General features: G+C 70.0%; 16 protein-coding genes and 1 pseudogene. 8 read left to right on the top strand and 9 right to left on the bottom strand.

Annotated elements, in window-relative coordinates; all coding sequences use genetic code 11:
• Positions 1 to 145: 145 nt before the first annotated feature.
• The 5 genes and pseudogenes from YWY_RS0108120 to YWY_RS24600 all read left to right on the top strand — a co-directional run.
• Positions 146 to 592 carry a lamin tail domain-containing protein gene (locus YWY_RS0108120; protein WP_028847209.1) on the top strand — a complete coding sequence of 149 codons (447 nt, stop codon included), beginning with the start codon at positions 146 to 148 and terminating at the stop codon, positions 590 to 592.
• A 261-nt stretch (positions 593 to 853) separates the two neighbouring features.
• On the top strand, positions 854 to 1,813 hold the full coding sequence (locus YWY_RS0108115) for a zinc-dependent alcohol dehydrogenase (protein ID WP_028847208.1): 960 nt from the start codon (positions 854 to 856) through the stop codon (positions 1,811 to 1,813).
• 25 nt (positions 1,814 to 1,838) lie between these two features.
• Positions 1,839 to 2,471, top strand: coding sequence for a hypothetical protein (locus tag YWY_RS0108110; protein ID WP_028847207.1), 633 nt, complete (start codon positions 1,839 to 1,841; stop codon positions 2,469 to 2,471).
• A 4-nt stretch (positions 2,472 to 2,475) separates the two neighbouring features.
• A complete protein-coding gene (locus tag YWY_RS0108105; RefSeq protein ID WP_028847206.1) occupies positions 2,476 to 2,862 on the top strand; it encodes a 6-pyruvoyl trahydropterin synthase family protein in 387 nt (128 codons plus the stop codon).
• Positions 2,859 to 3,698: pseudogene (locus tag YWY_RS24600) on the top strand (lysylphosphatidylglycerol synthase domain-containing protein); the annotation flags it as partial. The gene YWY_RS0108105 and the pseudogene YWY_RS24600, both read left to right, overlap by 4 nt.
• Positions 3,699 to 3,728: 30 nt before the next feature.
• Here the strand turns inward: YWY_RS24600 and YWY_RS23650 are convergent.
• The 4 genes from YWY_RS23650 to YWY_RS0108085 all read right to left on the bottom strand — a co-directional run bounded on the left by YWY_RS23650 (position 3,729) and on the right by YWY_RS0108085 (position 6,131).
• On the bottom strand, positions 3,729 to 4,028 hold the full coding sequence (locus YWY_RS23650) for a DoxX family protein (protein ID WP_245566607.1): 300 nt from the start codon (positions 4,026 to 4,028) through the stop codon (positions 3,729 to 3,731).
• A gap of 227 nt (positions 4,029 to 4,255) precedes the next feature.
• A complete protein-coding gene (locus YWY_RS20885; protein WP_051310043.1) occupies positions 4,256 to 4,741 on the bottom strand; it encodes a deaminase in 486 nt (161 codons plus the stop codon).
• Positions 4,734 to 5,414 carry a RibD family protein gene (locus YWY_RS0108090; protein WP_028847205.1) on the bottom strand — a complete coding sequence of 227 codons (681 nt, stop codon included), beginning with the start codon at positions 5,412 to 5,414 and terminating at the stop codon, positions 4,734 to 4,736. The genes YWY_RS20885 and YWY_RS0108090 overlap by 8 nt, the downstream gene beginning before the upstream one ends.
• Positions 5,415 to 5,432: 18 nt before the next feature.
• Complete coding sequence (locus YWY_RS0108085) at positions 5,433 to 6,131, bottom strand: hypothetical protein (protein WP_156899148.1); 699 nt, start codon at positions 6,129 to 6,131, stop codon at positions 5,433 to 5,435.
• A 162-nt stretch (positions 6,132 to 6,293) separates the two neighbouring features.
• On the opposite strand from YWY_RS0108085, the gene YWY_RS0108080 reads away from it, so the two are divergent.
• Complete coding sequence (locus YWY_RS0108080; RefSeq protein ID WP_156899147.1) at positions 6,294 to 6,674, top strand: hypothetical protein; 381 nt, start codon at positions 6,294 to 6,296, stop codon at positions 6,672 to 6,674.
• A gap of 71 nt (positions 6,675 to 6,745) precedes the next feature.
• Complete coding sequence (locus YWY_RS0108075) at positions 6,746 to 8,122, top strand: pyridoxal phosphate-dependent decarboxylase family protein (RefSeq protein WP_156899155.1); 1,377 nt, start codon at positions 6,746 to 6,748, stop codon at positions 8,120 to 8,122.
• 1,020 nt (positions 8,123 to 9,142) lie between these two features.
• Here YWY_RS0108075 and YWY_RS24910 read toward each other — a convergent pair.
• Positions 9,143 to 9,484, bottom strand: a complete 342-nt coding sequence (locus tag YWY_RS24910; RefSeq protein ID WP_342665102.1) for a VldE C-terminal domain-containing protein — start codon at positions 9,482 to 9,484, stop codon at positions 9,143 to 9,145.
• Between YWY_RS24910 and YWY_RS24905 the strand changes: the two genes are divergently transcribed.
• Positions 9,471 to 9,971 carry a hypothetical protein gene (locus YWY_RS24905; protein WP_342665101.1) on the top strand — a complete coding sequence of 167 codons (501 nt, stop codon included), beginning with the start codon at positions 9,471 to 9,473 and terminating at the stop codon, positions 9,969 to 9,971. The two genes, YWY_RS24910 and YWY_RS24905, sit on opposite strands and share 14 nt — an antisense overlap.
• A 44-nt stretch (positions 9,972 to 10,015) precedes the next feature.
• Here the strand turns inward: YWY_RS24905 and YWY_RS0108065 are convergent, their stop codons facing one another.
• The 4 genes from YWY_RS0108065 to YWY_RS0108050 form a co-directional block, all read right to left on the bottom strand.
• Positions 10,016 to 10,777 (bottom strand): SIR2 family NAD-dependent protein deacylase, encoded by a 762-nt coding sequence (locus tag YWY_RS0108065; RefSeq protein ID WP_038044784.1) that lies wholly within the window; start codon positions 10,775 to 10,777, stop codon positions 10,016 to 10,018.
• Positions 10,778 to 11,011: 234 nt separating this feature from the next.
• On the bottom strand, positions 11,012 to 12,025 hold the full coding sequence (gene ligD / locus YWY_RS0108060) for a non-homologous end-joining DNA ligase (protein WP_028847199.1): 1,014 nt from the start codon (positions 12,023 to 12,025) through the stop codon (positions 11,012 to 11,014).
• Entirely contained in the window at positions 12,018 to 13,202 is a 1,185-nt protein-coding gene (locus tag YWY_RS20880; RefSeq protein ID WP_211227500.1) for an ATP-dependent DNA ligase, read from the bottom strand. Before YWY_RS20880 ends, ligD begins: the two co-directional genes overlap by 8 nt.
• Positions 13,203 to 13,615: 413 nt before the next feature.
• A complete protein-coding gene (locus YWY_RS0108050; protein ID WP_028847198.1) occupies positions 13,616 to 14,560 on the bottom strand; it encodes a pseudouridine synthase in 945 nt (314 codons plus the stop codon).
• Between the last annotated feature and the right edge of the window lie 24 nt (positions 14,561 to 14,584).

The raw sequence follows: 14,584 nt of genomic DNA, 5'->3' as shown, positions 1-14,584 counted from the left end.
TTGGCGGCTGCGCGTGCTGCGCAGCGGCCTTGGCAACGAGTCACTGACTAACAGCAGATCCGGTGAACTTGTAGCAGTGGGTAACTGCTGGTCGGTCTCGGTCGATCACATTCTCGCGGACGGTTACCGAAGTGAGGAGAAGTGAATGCGGAGAGTAGCGGCCGTGCTGGGGGTGGCGGTGCTGACCCTGGCCGGAACGATGGTGTCCTCGGCGACGGCGCAAGCTGCCGGGGCAGTGGTGATCTACAAGGTGCAGTACAACTCTCCGGGGACGGACACCAGGTCCAACAAGAGCTTGAACGGCGAGTACGTCGTCATCAAGAACACCGCGAAGCAGACCAAGACGATCACCGGATACCGGCTGCAGGACGAAGCCGGTCACCGGTACGTGTTCGGCACCACCAAGCTGAAGCCGGGCAAGGTCATCTACGTCCGGACCGGCAAGGGCACGAACAACTACCTGAATCGGTACTGGGGACGCAGCTGGCACGTCTGGAACAACACGGGGGACACCGCCTACCTGCGGTCGCCCAACAACCGGCTGCTGGACAAGTGCTCCTGGGGCAGTAAGGGAAGCGCCAAGTACTGCTGACCAGCGCGGGCACCGGGACCGTATGCGGACTCCGGAACGTATGCGGACCCCCGTGGTCCGGGATGGCGAACGTGACGTCCCGCCACGAAGCCCAACCGGATGCGCGGGCTGGTGGCGGGGCGATTCACGGCACGGGGAGGGCTGGGCTCGACCGGGCTGACGGAGTCCGACGGCGACCGGCGCGTCGTGTGCAGTCGATCTATGGTGGGACTCCACGGTCGAACTCGGCCGCCGACGAGCACGCATTCCTGGAGGGCAGCAGTGACACCGGCGCGCGCGTTCTGGGTCAGTGCACCGGGCGTCGGTGAGATCAGGCCGTGCTCGGTGGAACGCACCGACCCGGACGACGTGCTGGTCGATACCCGCTACAGCGCGATCAGCCGGGGGACCGAAACCCTGGTGTTCACCGGACGCGTTCCGGTCGGCCAGTACGAGGTGATGCGCGCTCCGTTCCAGGAAGGGAACTTCGGCGGACCGGTGAAGTACGGCTACCTCAATGTCGGCGTGGTCCGGGAGGGGCCGCCGCACCTGGCCGGCCGGACCGTCTTCTGCCTCTACCCGCATCAGACGCACTACGTCGTGCCTGCGGCCGCCGTGGCCGTGGTACCGGACGAGGTGCCTGCCGCTCGTGCCGTCCTGGCGGGCACCGTCGAGACAGCGATCAACGCTTTGTGGGACGCCAGGCCGCTGATCGGCGACCGGGTGGCGGTCGTCGGTGCCGGCATGGTCGGTTGTGCCGTGGCGGCCCTGCTGGCCGCCTTCCCCGGGCTCCGGCTGCAGCTGGTCGACGTCGATCCGGCTCGCCGATCCGTGGCAGAGGCCATCGGAGCGGAGTTCGTGGCGCCGCACGAGGCGGCGCGCGACTGTGATCTCGTGCTGCACGCCAGCGCCACCGAGCAAGGGCTGCGCACCGCCCTCGACCTGCTCCGCACCGATGGCCGGGTGATCGAGCTGAGCTGGTACGGCGACCAGGAGGTACGCCTGCCGCTCGGCGAGCGCTTCCACTCGGCGCGGCTGTCGGTGCGATCGAGCCAGGTCGGCACGGTGGCCCGGCCCGACAGGACGCACGCCGAGCGGATGGCATTGGCGTTGAGCATGCTGCGGGATGCCCGGTTCGACGCGTTGATCACGGGGGAAAGCCGCTTCGACGACCTGCCCCGCGTGCTGCCCGCGCTGGCCGACGGATCGTTGCCTGCGCTGTGCCATCGCGTGGTGTACTGATCTTGCCCGGGTTTACGCTGACCCGGTGCACGACGCCACTCAGCTGGTTCGTTCCTATCTGTTCCTGCGCCGCGGGCTCGGCCTGATGGGGATCGCGCTGCCGTTCGTGCTGATCCTCGGCACCGCGATCGCCGACGGCGAGCTGTTGTATTCGATCAGCGGCTACTACCACTCGAGCATGCGCGACGTCTACGTCGGCACGATGTGCGCCATCGGCGTGTTCCTGCTGTTCTACCGCGGCTACGCCCGCAGCGACCGGGTGGCCAGCATCGTCGCCGGAATCTCGGCGATCGGGGTGGCGCTGTTCCCGGTCCCCGGGAATGCGCGGGTCACCAGCACGGTGAGCGGCGTGCTGCACATCGCCTTCGCCGTCGTGCTGTTCGCGACCTTCGCCTACTTCTGCCTGATCGAGTTCCGCAAGAGCGACACGGCACGCCCGGCAGGCCGCAAACGCCGCCGCAACGAGATGTACCTGGTCACCGGACTGATCATCGTGGCGTGCCTGGTGCTCGTCGCCGTCGTCGAGCTGATCGGCGGCCTGGACGACCTGCGGCCGGTGCTGTGGCTGGAGGCGATCGCCACGGTGGCGTTCGGCGTCGCGTGGCTGACCAAGGGCGAGGCGATCCTCGGAGATCGTGCCCCCGGCGGCGTACGGTGATCGCATGTTCACCGTGACCGTGCGCGATCACCTGATGATCGCCCACAGTTTCCGTGGCGAGGTGTTCGGCCCCGCGCAGCGGCTGCACGGCGCGACCTACGTGGTCGACGCGACGTTCAGCGGCCCGGAACTCACCGAGGACGGCATCCTGCTGGACATCGGGCTCGCCGCCCGGGAACTGTCCGCGGTCGTCGCCGAGCTCAACTACCGCAATCTGGACGACGAGCCCGCCTTCGCGGGCCGGAACACGTCGACCGAGTTCCTGGCCAAGGTCATCGCCGACCGGCTCGCGGACCGCATCGCTCACCTGGCCATGCCGAACCTGACCGGACTCAAGGTCACGCTGCGCGAGTCCCACGTGGCCTGGGCCTCCTACGAGCGGCAGCTGTGAACCGGCGGTTGCGTCCGGCCTTCCGCTGGGTGGTGGCCGCGGCCGTCGTGGCGCTGCTCGTCGTGCAGTTCGGTGCGGACGGTGTCGCCGCCGGATTCGCCAGGGTCGGCAGCGCCGAGATGCTGATCGCGTCGGGCATCGGACTGGCGGCGACGGCGTGCTGCGCGGCCAGGTGGTGCCTGATCGCTCGCCGAACCGGCTGCGAACTGCGTTTCGGCCCGGCGCTCGCCGAGTACTACCGTGCCCAGCTGCTCAACTCCGTGTTGCCCGCGGGCGTCGTGGGGGACGCGCATCGCGGGATCCGGTTCGGCCGCCTCACCGGAAACGTCGCCCGCGGGGTGCGGACGGTGGTCTACGAACGACTTGCCGGCCAGGTGGCGCTGCTGATCCTCGGCACGGTGGCCCTGATCGGACACCCCCAGCTGCGCCGGATCTTCGCCGAACTCGCGACGAAGAATGCGGCGCTGGTGGTCGTCGCGGGCATGCTGCTCGTCGCCGTCGTGGCCGTGGCCGCCGGTACCGAGAGGGTCCGCGCGTTGCGCGCGGAGATCAGCTCCGCCCTGACCGGAACAGGTGCGCTGGTCGTACTGGTGCTCTCCGTGCTTGCCGTGGCCGGACATCTCGTGGTGTTCGTCGTCGCCGCCCGGGCGGTTGACGACACCGCGCCGGTGGCCGACATGTTTCCGCTGGCGGTGCTGGCGCTGGTGGCGATGTCGCTGCCGATCGGCGTCGGCGGCTGGGGGCCGCGGGAGGCGGCATGCGCGGCCGGTTTCGCCGCCGCGGGTTTCGGCGCCGCGCACGGGGTCGCGGCCGCTGTGGTGTTCGGCGTGCTCGGCCTGGTGGCGTGCACACCTGGCCTGGTGGTACTACCTGCGGACGCGGTCGGCAAACGCGAGCGTATGGGGCCAGCGGTACCAGGCGACGAAGGCGAACAGCACCAGCAGGACGGCGGGCACGACCGCGCCGCCGGGCGAGCGCACCGCGAACTCGGCGACGATCGCACCGATCATCACGGCGGTCAGGCCCAGCGCCGCGAGGCCGCACAGCAGCGGGATCAGCAAGCCGACCGCGCCGGCGAGCTCGATCAAACCGGTCAGGTGCCGGAACCAGTCGCCGAAGCCGATGCGATCGAACGTCTCGGTGACGTAGGCGTCGCCACGCAACATGGGTAGCGCGGAGAAGACCCCGAGGTAGATGGCCAGCGCGAGCTGCAAGGCCCACGTCGCGAGGTTGGCAGGCATGCTGGTGCGCATCGAATCGGAGATGCGACGATTCGCTGCCATGGCACCGCTCCTTCCGTCGGCGGTCCCGTGCCGGTCGGGGACAGGGCCTCCGGCGTACCCGGAGTGTCGTACTCGGGTCGCGGGGGCGTTACCCCGCGATTGCGCGATCGTCACACGTCGCGGCTCGGCTCGACCGTTTCCAGCACCCGCAGGACGTCGGCGTTGATCTCCCGCACCCGGGGAGCCAGCTCGGGAACCTCGATCACCGTGCGCCCGGCCGCGGTGAGTCGTTCCGCGCCCTCACAGACCACGATCAGCTCCGGCTCACGCCACGCGAACACCACCCGGGGAATGCCGGAGGCGAGGATCAGGTCGGTGCACGACCGCGGCCGGGACAACCGCACGCTGCATGGTTCGAGCGAGGTGTAGATGGTCGCGGTGGCCAGCCTCGGGTCGTCGGCGGCCAGCTTGGCCAGCGCGACTTCCTCGGCGTGGTCAGCCGGGCCGGTCTCGCGGGTGTAGCCGGTGGCCAGCACCCGATGCTCGGCGTCCGCGATCACCGCTCCGACGGCGTAGGTGTGGCCGCGCGGGCTGCGCCTGGACAACTCGACGGCCTGGCGGAGCAACCGGAGATCGGCTTGGGTGAGGTCAGGCATCCGCCGCTCCGGGAAGGTAGCGCAGCAGCGCACAGTCTCCGATCTGCCGTACCTCGGCCAAGGTCATCCGTTCGGTCACCGGGAAGGCTCCTGGGTTGACGAATCGGGGCGCACGCTCGTCTGCCACGAACAGCGGTGCCACGACCACGTGGAGTTCGTCGACGAAGCCGGCAGCGAGGAACAGGGTGTGGATGGCTCCGCCCCCTTCGACCATGAGCCTGCGCACTCCGCGCGATGCCAGGTCGGCGAGCATTCCTGGCACGTCCAGTGGATCACCGGCGTCGACCACGTCGGCAAGCGCGCCGAGCCGTTCGGCGGCCTTGGGCACCGCAGAGGTGAGCGCGTAGACGATCTTCGGGCTTTCGCCGAGTTGGAAGAAGTTGGCCGCGGGGTCCAAGTCGCCGCTGCCGGTGATGGTGACCTTGATCGGGTCCGGCGGCTCGCCCCTGGCCCGGCGTCGCTCGCGCAGCCGGGGTGCGCGGACCACCAGCCGCGGGTTGTCGCACCGTACGGTGTTCGCGCCGACCAGGATCGCGTCCACGCCGGCGCGCACCTCGTCGACCCGAGCCAGGTCTTGCTCGTTCGACAGCACCAGGCGCTCGGCGCTCGCGTCGTCGATGTATCCGTCGAGCGACACCGCGACCGACAGCAGCACGTACGGGCGGGAGCTCACGGCCCCACGGTAGCCGGGTCAGGCGGACGAGCGGTGGTCGGCTTGCTCCATGGGCAGGTCGGAGCCGAAAGTCGTGACGAAGATCTCGCCGGGCTGGGCCGTGGGCGTGTTCGCGCCGACGTGGACGGCGTGCCGCACGACGTCGGTCAGGGCGCGAGCCGGCTCCAGCTCGATGAGGTCGATGTAGCCGTTGTCGACGGCCACCACTGCCACCAGCCACCGGAGTGTGGTCACCAGTGGCACGTGGCGGAACGTCAGGCGCCAGCCGGCGTGCAGGTCGTTGCCGAACGGTGCGACCGCGACCACGCCCGCGTAGGCACCCATCCGCAAGCGCAGCACGTTGCGCACGCCGGGAACGGGGCCGCCCACCCTGGCCCGCCGGGGATGGATCGCCACCGGTGCGGCGTGCTGGTCACGCAGTGACCGGTAGGTCGCGGCGAACACGTCGTCGGCCGCCGCCGCCCTGCCGACCAGAAGATCGCTTCCGGTGGCCACCGGCAGTGTCCGCGGCACGAGCAGCTCGGCGAGCAGCCACACCGCGGGGAGCACGATCCCGAGCACCACCAGTGCGGCCGGGTCACCACCGAGCTGGCGGGTCAGGTACGCCCCGAGGAACAGCGCCAAGGCCAAAGCCGCGGTGCGCATCAGCGCCCAGCCGAGCGTGCGCCGGAGCAATCGCCCGAGCGTGTGATCGGAGAAGCTTCGCGAGGGGGTCACGGGTTGCAGATTCTCGCACCTGCGGCCGTCGCGCCAGGGAAAATGTCCGAACTGGCGCCCGATTTGTGTCCCATGTCGTGGTCTGCCCGCGGTCTGTCTACGGAGGAGTAACAAACCCGCCTGCCCCGGCGACTGCACGGGACAGAAGCGAATGGGGTGGTCATGACGGCGCAGGAGTCGTACGTACTCGAAGCGATGGGGTGGCACATCACGGCCGGCCACTCCGACTGGCTCCAGTCCGGCGAATCACTGGCGGGCCGGGCCGACGTCCGGCTGGCGTACGAGGCCCTGGATCGCAAGCTCCGTCCCGATGCGCTGTACCGCGTGATCGGCTTGATGCATCACGACAGCAGCCACACCGAGTACACGCCGGTCGAGGGTGGACGCGGCGTGCGGCTGCTGGTGTCCGGCGACGGCCTGAAAGTGGAGGAGTTCGAGGTGTGTGTCGCCGACGAGGTGGCGTTCGGGCTCGTCGGTGGCTGCGACTGCACGCGATGTGGGGACGACGCGGGTCCTGTCCGGCGCGCTGCTGACCCGTCCTGACGCCATCCGGCCCGTTCGGTCCGCGCTGCCGGCGCCCGGGACGCGGTAGCGTCGGCCGTGTGACCGATGCGTTGACCGATCTGCTGCAGAAGGCGGCGAGGACAGCCGCGGAGTTCCGCACCGGGCTCCCGGAGCGGCCGGTGGCCGCTCGAGCCGACGTGGACGCCATGCGGGCTGCCTTCGCCGCGCCGCTACCGGAAACCCCGACACCGGCATCCGAGGTGGTCGACGAGCTGATCCGCACCGCGGATCCCGGCTTGACGGCCAACGCCGGGCCACGGTTCTTCGGGTTCGTCATCGGCGGTGGGCTGCCGAGCGCGACGGCGGCCGACATGCTGGCCGTCGGTTGGGACCAGTGCGCGTTCAACGGCGTGCTCGCGCCGGCGGCGATCGCCGCGGAAGAGGTGGCGGCGGACTGGATCAAACAGCTGCTGGGCATCCCGCGGACCGCGTCGGCGGGCTTCGTCACCGGTGCTCAGGAGGCCAACACCGTGGGGCTGGCGGCCGCCCGGCACCACGTGCTCGCCACCGCGGGGTGGGACGTCGAGCGGGACGGCCTGGTCGGCGCCCCGCGCATCCGGGTGGTCGCGGGCGAGGAACGGCACGCCACGATCGACCGCGCGTTGCGCCTGCTGGGGTTCGGCGACCGGGTGCTGGAGCTGGTGCCCGCCGACGACAACGGTGCGATCGACCCGGCTCAGCTGGACCGCGTGCTGGCCGACGGCGAACCCGGGCCGTTGATCGTCTGCCTGCAGGCGGGCAACGTCAACACGGGCGCGTGCGATCCGCTCGGCGAAGCTGCCGACATCGCGCACCGGCACGGCGCGTGGGTGCACGTCGACGGTGCCTTCGGGCTGTGGGCCGCCGCCAATCCGCGCACCGCGCATCTGGTCGCGGGAATCGAGAAGGCGGACTCATGGGGCTGCGACGCGCACAAGTGGCTGAACGTCCCCTACGACTCCGGCTTCGTGTTCGTGTCCCGGCCGGAGGCCCATGCCGGCACGATGAGTCATTCCGCGGCGTATCTGACCGGATCGGCCGAGCAGGTCGCCGGCTCGAGCTTCGTGCTGGGCTCGTCCCGCCGCGGGCGCGGGTTCGCGGTGTGGGCGGCGCTGCGTGAGCTGGGCCGGGAAGGTGTCGCGGAGCTGGTCGACCGGTGCTGTCGCCACGCGCGGCATTTCGCGGACGTGCTGGCCACAGGCGGAGCACGCGTGGTGAACGACGTCGTGCTGAATCAGGTTCTGGTCGACGTGCACGCCGATGCCGACGCGGTCGCGGCCGCGGTGCGCCAGGAGGGGACCTGCTGGCTGGGCGCGACGACCTGGCGGGGGCAGCGGTTGCTCCGGCTCTCGGTGTCCAACTACGGCACCACCACGGCCGACGTGGAGCGGTCGGCGGAGGCGATCCTGCGCGTGGCCAAGCAGGTGCGCGACGGGGCGGCCGGCTGATCCTTGCTCTCGGTGCCGACGGCGCGTCGTCGGCACCGAGAGGCGGCCGTGGGCGATGTGTCGGCACCGAGGGGCGACCGTGGGCGATGTGTCGGCACCGAGGGGCGGCCGCGTCCGCGGTGTGGGTGTGCGCTCGGAACGCTCGCCGCGGGCTGCGTCGTGCAGCGGCGCGATGCCCGGTCACAGCAGGTGCGTGGCCATCGGCCTGGCAGCGGCGACTGGGCGGCGCAGGGCTTGAGCACGGTAGGCAGCGTCGGCCCTGGCGCTCGTCCGGCGCCTCAGGTGGACGGAGGCCGACCGTCAGGCATGGGTGCGGGCTCGAGCGCAGCAGGGAGACCAGCGCCACGTCATCGGCGACCGAGCTCACGGTGTGCCAGGAACTCGATGAGGTCGGACCCGGCGCGTTCGCCCCAGGGCCGGTCTCGTTGGTCGGCCACGTGCCCGGCAGGGCCGCGACGGTGCCGACCAACACGGTCAGGTCGAGCCGATGGGCTGTCTGCCGGGAAGTATCAGCCGGGTGGGCAACCCGGTGGAAGTGTCAGCCGGGTGGGTAACCCGATGACCAGGCGACCAGGATCGCCGTCACCACTCCTGGTGACGGTCGGGTGACCTCCGCGCGTCCGTCTCGTGGTGCCGGGCAGCTACCGGGATGGGACGGCAACGATCGTTCCGGCAGCGATTGACAGCGGTTGACAGCGATCGACAGCGATTGACGCTGTACCGAACCAGGTTTGCCGCCGCCTTGCATCGGCCGCCGGGCGGCTGGTCGGGTGTGTGGCCGATCGCGCTGCCGGTGCTTGCGCTCATCTGGTTCGTCCGGCAAGCGGGCAGCTTCGCCGCCCACCAATCAGGCGATGGCGCTGCCGGTGCTTGCGCTCACCTGGTTCGTCCAAACGGGCAGCTTCGCCACCCACCAGCGGGACACCATCGCCGCAAACCGCGGATCGCGTCGTGTGACGTCCCAAATTCGTCCCACGCGCCCCGTCGCCGCGAATCGTGGTGGAGGGGTGCTTGTACGGGTCAGCAGGTGACGTCGATGTCTTCGCCGGAGAAGCTGACATGGACGTGGTCCATGTGGTTGGCGGTGGGGGAGCCGCGGTCTTCCATCATGGACCAGCCGCTGCCGTCGTTGTAGCGCTGCTGCCAGATCACGTAGGTGACGCCGAAGTCCTCCTGGTTGTCCAGGACGTAGTCGGCCAGCTTGTCACCGGTTGCCGGATCGACCATGAAGTCCAGCGCCAAGCCGCTGGGGTGGTCGCTGGCGTTGGCGCGGGCGGCGCGGCCGCCGATGTCGGAGACGCCGAACTTCTCCTTGATGTGGTTGCCGACCTGGGCGACGGGTGGCTGCGTGCCGGCCAGCACGGTCGGGCATGGCTCAGCCGGCTTCTTCGGTGGCGCGGTCTTCTTCGGTGCACGCACCGTCGCCGTCGCCACGGCCTTCGAGCTCGTGACGGTCGGCTTGCTGCGCGCCGTGCGGCGGTCGTCGCCCGACGTGGCGCGCTTCGCCTTCGGTACGGCCGACTTCGCAGCCGTCGCGGCCGAGCTGGACGGCGCGGCGCCGGGGGACGGGTGTGCGGCGACCTGGGCCTGTTCGCCCGACGTTTCCGTACCGTTACTGGCAGTGGCGAACGAGACCGCGGCGGCCAAACCCATCGCGGTGACCGTTCCGGCGATTGCGCCGGGAATCTTCAAGGACCGGGGAGGGCGGGGGGCACGATGTCGGCCAGCCATCACTCAACCAATCAGGACGAATGAACGGATTTCTGGCATTTCGGGGTCTGCCTTGCTGCATTACTGCAAGGCCTCGGCAAGATTACGAAAAGAAAACAGAGGTGTCATCGGGTTGTGACAGCTGTCACGCCCGGTGTGCGAGGAAGGTAGCGAAGCCGCAAGTCAGAGCAGTGATGGCAGCACGGTTCCGAGTGGTCCGCGCAGCACTTCGGCGGCGAGATGATCGTACGGAGTGGGCTCTGCGTTGCAGATGATCACCTTTGCCCCGGCGTCGGCGGCAATTCCGACCAGGTCGGCTGCGGGATGGACCGAAAGGGAAGTTCCGGCGGCCAAAAGGAGGTCGCACGACTCCGCCGCGGATTGTGCGCGAGCTAACACCTGAGGATCAAGAGCTTGGCCGAACGAGATTGTGGCGGATTTCAAAATGCCGCCGCACAGCCGACACGGTGGATCCATTTCACCGGATTCCACGCGAGCCAATGTCTCACGCATCGGCCGCCGATCGGAGCACTGCAGGCACACCGTCTGGTGGATGGTGCCGTGCAGCTCGACGACGATGTCCGCCGACGACCCGGCCTGCTGGTGGAGCTCGTCGATGTTCTGGGTGATGAGCGCGGCGAGCTTGCCGGTGCGCTCCAGCTCGACCAGCGCGCGGTGGGCGGCGTTGGGGCGGGCCTGCCACGCCGGATGACGCAACCGTTCCTGCCAGGCAGCCCGTCGCACCTCGGCGCTGGCCAGGTACGACTGGATGGTCACCAGCTTCTGGGCCGACGGGTTGCGGGTCCACACGCCTTGCGGCCCCCGGAAGTCGGGGATGCCGGACTCGGTGGATATCCCGGCACCGGTGAGAGCGACGATCCGCTCGGCTTCGGCGATCAGCTCGCGGGCGCGCTGCAGCGCCGCCGTTTCGTCTGCGTCGGTCATGTCGCCCCCATCTTGCCGCATCGTGCATCGTCATGGAGGTCGACGACGTGGTTGGCGGGTATCTCGTCGTCTGCGTCCGCACGCTGCAGCCGTCCAAGGCCTGGCGCCGGAAATCGTTCAGGTTCCCGCACCGTCGCGCGCACCCCGCGGGTGATGGCGCCGTCCATGCCCCTGGCCTGCCGGCCATCGGAGCCGTGTCCGGCCGAGTCCCTGGTGAGTGGGAGGCCCCGCGCGTCACCGGGGCTTCTTCGCCCGGCTGGGTGCCACGCGCGGCGGTTCGTTGGGCATTTTCGGGTACACCGGCGGCCACGGCGCGTCCATCATGCCGCTGGCCAGGTCCCGGTCGTACTGCTCGAGCAAGGGTTCGATCGATTGCGGCTCGCGGGCCGGGCCCGACCAGGGGTTCCCGCGCGCTGCGACCAGCGCGGGCACCGTGGCGATGGTCAGGTCGTCGGGCTCGACGTCGTCGAGCTCGTCCCACGCGAGGGGAGTGGACACCTGCCCGCCGACCCGGGGGCGGACACACCAGGCGCCGAAGACGGTCTTGTGCGGCGCGTTCTGGTTGTAGTCCACGAAGACCCGCCGCCCACGTTCTTCCTTCCACCACTGGGCGGTGATCAGATCGGGATGACGCTTCTCCAACAGGCGCGCGAGGGCGACGGCGGCCGCGCGCACCTGGTAGGAGTCCCAGCGCGGCTGCAACGGGACGTAGATGTGCAGACCGCGGGATCCGGACGTCTTCACGTTCGCCCGGATGCCCAGCTCGCCCAGCAAGTCACGCGCCAGGCGGGCGGCCTGCTTGACTTCGTGGTAGCCGACACCGGGCGAGGGGTCGAGGTCGACCCGCAGCTCGTCGGTGTGTTCCGGGGTGGCGGCGTGGAACGGCCACACGTGGAAGCCGAGACAGCCGAGGTTGACGGCCCAGACGACGTGCGCCATGTCCTGCACCACCAGGGCGTCGGACTTGGTGCCGTTCGGCGTGGCGACCTCGGTGGTGTGCACCCACTCCGGGGTGCCGGCGGGTACGCGCTTCTGCCACCACGACTTGCCGCCGACCCCGTTGGGGTAGCGCTCCATCATGACCGGGCGCCCGCGGATCCACTCCATGAACGGCTCGGCGACCGCACGGTAGTACTCGATCAGGTCGAGCTTGGTCTCCCCGCGCTGCGGGAAGAAGACCTTGCCGGGATTGGACACCACGACGTCGACCCCGTCGGCGTGCACGGTGATCGACTCGGCCTTAGCCATCGGTGCCCGTTCCCGGATCGTCTGCGGCATCCGATGGCGAGCCTCCGTCATCCGGCGCGGAGCCGTTCCGGCCGCCGGCCGTTCGCGCGGGAGCAGCTTTCGCCTCGGTGAACAGCGTCGCCAATTCGGCGGGTGGCACTTCTTCCAGCTGCGAGTACGTGCACGACTCCGGCGTGCGATCCGGGCGGAACCGCACCAGGCGGCCGCCGTGCCGCAGCCTGCCCGCCATCAGGTGCTCGTAGCGGATCTCGGCGACCAGCTCGCATCGCAGCGGCTCCCACGACATGTCCTTGTCGGCGTTCCAGCGGTTCAGCCCGCCGGGCATCCGGCTGCCCCGCAACTGGGCCTGCGTTTGCGCCTCCACCCAGTTGCGCCACGGATGGTTCTCGGCCGCGTTCTCGCGCAACGGCGCCAGCTCGTCGACCAGCTCCGCGCGCCGCTTGGCGGTGAAGCTGCTGGCGACACCGATGTGGTGCAGCCGGCCCTGGTCGTCGTACAGGCCGAGGAGCAGGGAACCGATGCCCTTGCCGTCCTTGTGCCAGCGGAACCCCGCGACCACACAGTCGGCCGTGCGCTCGTGCTTCACCTTCCACATCACGCGCTTGTCCTGCTGGTACGGAGCGTCGAGCGGCTTGGCCATCACCCCGTCGAAGCCCGCTCCTTCGAAGCGGGTGAACCAGTCGTGCGCCACGTCGGGATCTTCGGTCAGTGGCGTCAAGTGCACCCTGGCCAGCGTCTCGTCGAGGATGCTCGCCAGGGCTTGGCGCCGCTGCCGGAACGGCGCGGAGGTCAGGTCGTCGTCACCCAGCGCCAGCAGGTCGAACGCGACGAAGCTGGCCGGGGTGGCCTCGGCGAGCATCTTCACCCGTGACGCGGCCGGATGCAGACGGTTCTGCAGCGCGTCGAAGTCGAGGCCGGTGTCGGTCACCACGACGATCTCGCCGTCGACCACACAACGCGGCGGCAACGCCTCCAGCAGCAGCTCGGCCAGCTCGGGAAAGTACCGGGTGAGCGGCCGGTCGTTGCGCGAGCCGAGCTCGATCTCGTCGCCGTCGCGGAACACGATGCACCGGAAGCCGTCCCACTTCGGCTCGTAGGCCAGGCCGGGCTCGCGGGGAACCTCGTGCACGGCCCTGGCCAGCATCGGCCGCACCGGCGGCATCACGGGCAACTTCATGCATTGATCCTAGGAGCGCGCAGGGACGACCGCAGCCGTCCCAAGTCACGACCGCCAGGAGAGCAGCCGCCAGCGGGTGGCGGCGAGCAATCACCCGCTGGCGCGTGGAGGCGAGAAATTGCGCTTGGAGACGGCCTCGGGCAAAGCAGACGGCGCCGGTGGCTTGCGCGCTGCCCGGCAGAGCGGGGAGCTCACCGCGGTACACGTCATGGCGGTCGTCGTCACGCGTGAAGCGAGGAGTGCGGTTGGGGGTGAAGCCGGGTGTGCTGCCATGCGTGGACCGGAGCGTGCTGCCGCGAGTGGAGTGGAGCGTGCTGCTGCGAGTGGAGCCGGGCGTGCCGTCATGCGTGCAGCCGGGCGCGCCGTCGTGAATTGAGTGAGCAGCGCCGCCGTGGGCAGAGCGGGGCACGCCGCTAACGGCTTTCGGCAGCGGTGGGCCGCTCCGGCGTCTCGCGCCAAGCGGACAGCGAAGCCGGGCTGGTGAACCACCTCTCCTGTTTGCTGATCGGGTCGATGAACGCCAGCGTGCGGGCCAGTAGCTGCAATGGCCGGCTGAAGTCGTCCCACGCCGACGGCCGGACGTGCGGATACACCGGGTCGCCGACGATCGGGATGCCGAGCGCGTTCAGATGCACCCGCAGCTGGTGCGTGCGCCCGGTGCGCGGGACGAGCCGGTAGCGCCCGAGATCGCCCCGCCTTTCCAGCAGCTCGACGTACGTCTCGGCATTCGGCTCGCCCGGGACCTCGTGCGCCTGCAGCACTCCCCTCCGCTTGACGATCCTGCTGCGCACCACGGTCGGCAGCGTCAGATCCGGTCGCACCGGGGCGATGGCCTCGTACTCCTTGTGCACCAGCCGCTGAGCGAACAGCTTCTGGTAGGCGCTGCGCAACTCCGGCCGCACCACGAACAGCAGCACGCCCGCGGTCGCCCGATCCAGCCGGTGCGCCGGGCTCAGCTCCGGCAGGCCGAGCTTCTGGCGCACCCGCACCAGCGCGGTCTGCATGACGTGCTGCCCCCGCGGCGTGGTCGCCAGGAAGTGCGGCTTGTGCACCACCACGATGTGCTCGTCGCGGTGCAGGATCTCCACGTCGAACGGGACCGGCTTCTCCTCCGGCAGCTCGCGATGGAACCACACCGACAGGCCGGGGCGGTACGGGGACTCCGTCGCCACCGGCCCGTCCGCGGTGACGAACCGCCCTTGGCTCAGCATGGCGTCGATCCGCTCCGGCTCCAGGCGGGACAGCCGGACGTGCAGGTACTCGCGCACCGTCCGCCACGGCCCTGCGGGCGGCAGCACGATCCGCACCGCGTCCAACCCGTCCCGCTGGGGTAGGGGTGACGCCTCCCTCTTGCTCATCGCTGCCAGTGTCGCGCATCGCCG

It is taken from the genome of Thermocrispum agreste DSM 44070, assembly GCF_000427905.1.
GTDB classification, from domain to species: domain Bacteria; phylum Actinomycetota; class Actinomycetes; order Mycobacteriales; family Pseudonocardiaceae; genus Thermocrispum; species Thermocrispum agreste.
Note: the sequence above shows the minus strand (reverse complement) of the source record. Positions and strands in the feature narration are given on the sequence as shown.

Coding starts and splice junctions, on each gene's coding strand:
- YWY_RS0108120 (WP_028847209.1), top strand. CDS start 146: ATGCGGAGAGTAGCGGCCGTGCTGGGGGTGGCGGTGCTGACCCTGGCC.
- YWY_RS0108105 (WP_028847206.1), top strand. CDS start 2,476: ATGTTCACCGTGACCGTGCGCGATCACCTGATGATCGCCCACAGTTTC.
- YWY_RS23650 (WP_245566607.1), bottom strand. CDS start 4,028: ATGTTGCGTGGCGACGCCTACGTCACCGAGACGTTCGATCGCATCGGC.
- YWY_RS20885 (WP_051310043.1), bottom strand. CDS start 4,741: ATGCCTGACCTCACCCAAGCCGATCTCCGGTTGCTCCGCCAGGCCGTC.
- YWY_RS0108080 (WP_156899147.1), top strand. CDS start 6,294: ATGACGGCGCAGGAGTCGTACGTACTCGAAGCGATGGGGTGGCACATC.
- YWY_RS0108065 (WP_038044784.1), bottom strand. CDS start 10,777: ATGACCGACGCAGACGAAACGGCGGCGCTGCAGCGCGCCCGCGAGCTG.
- ligD (WP_028847199.1), bottom strand. CDS start 12,025: ATGGCTAAGGCCGAGTCGATCACCGTGCACGCCGACGGGGTCGACGTC.
- YWY_RS20880 (WP_211227500.1), bottom strand. CDS start 13,202: ATGAAGTTGCCCGTGATGCCGCCGGTGCGGCCGATGCTGGCCAGGGCC.
- YWY_RS0108050 (WP_028847198.1), bottom strand. CDS start 14,560: ATGAGCAAGAGGGAGGCGTCACCCCTACCCCAGCGGGACGGGTTGGAC.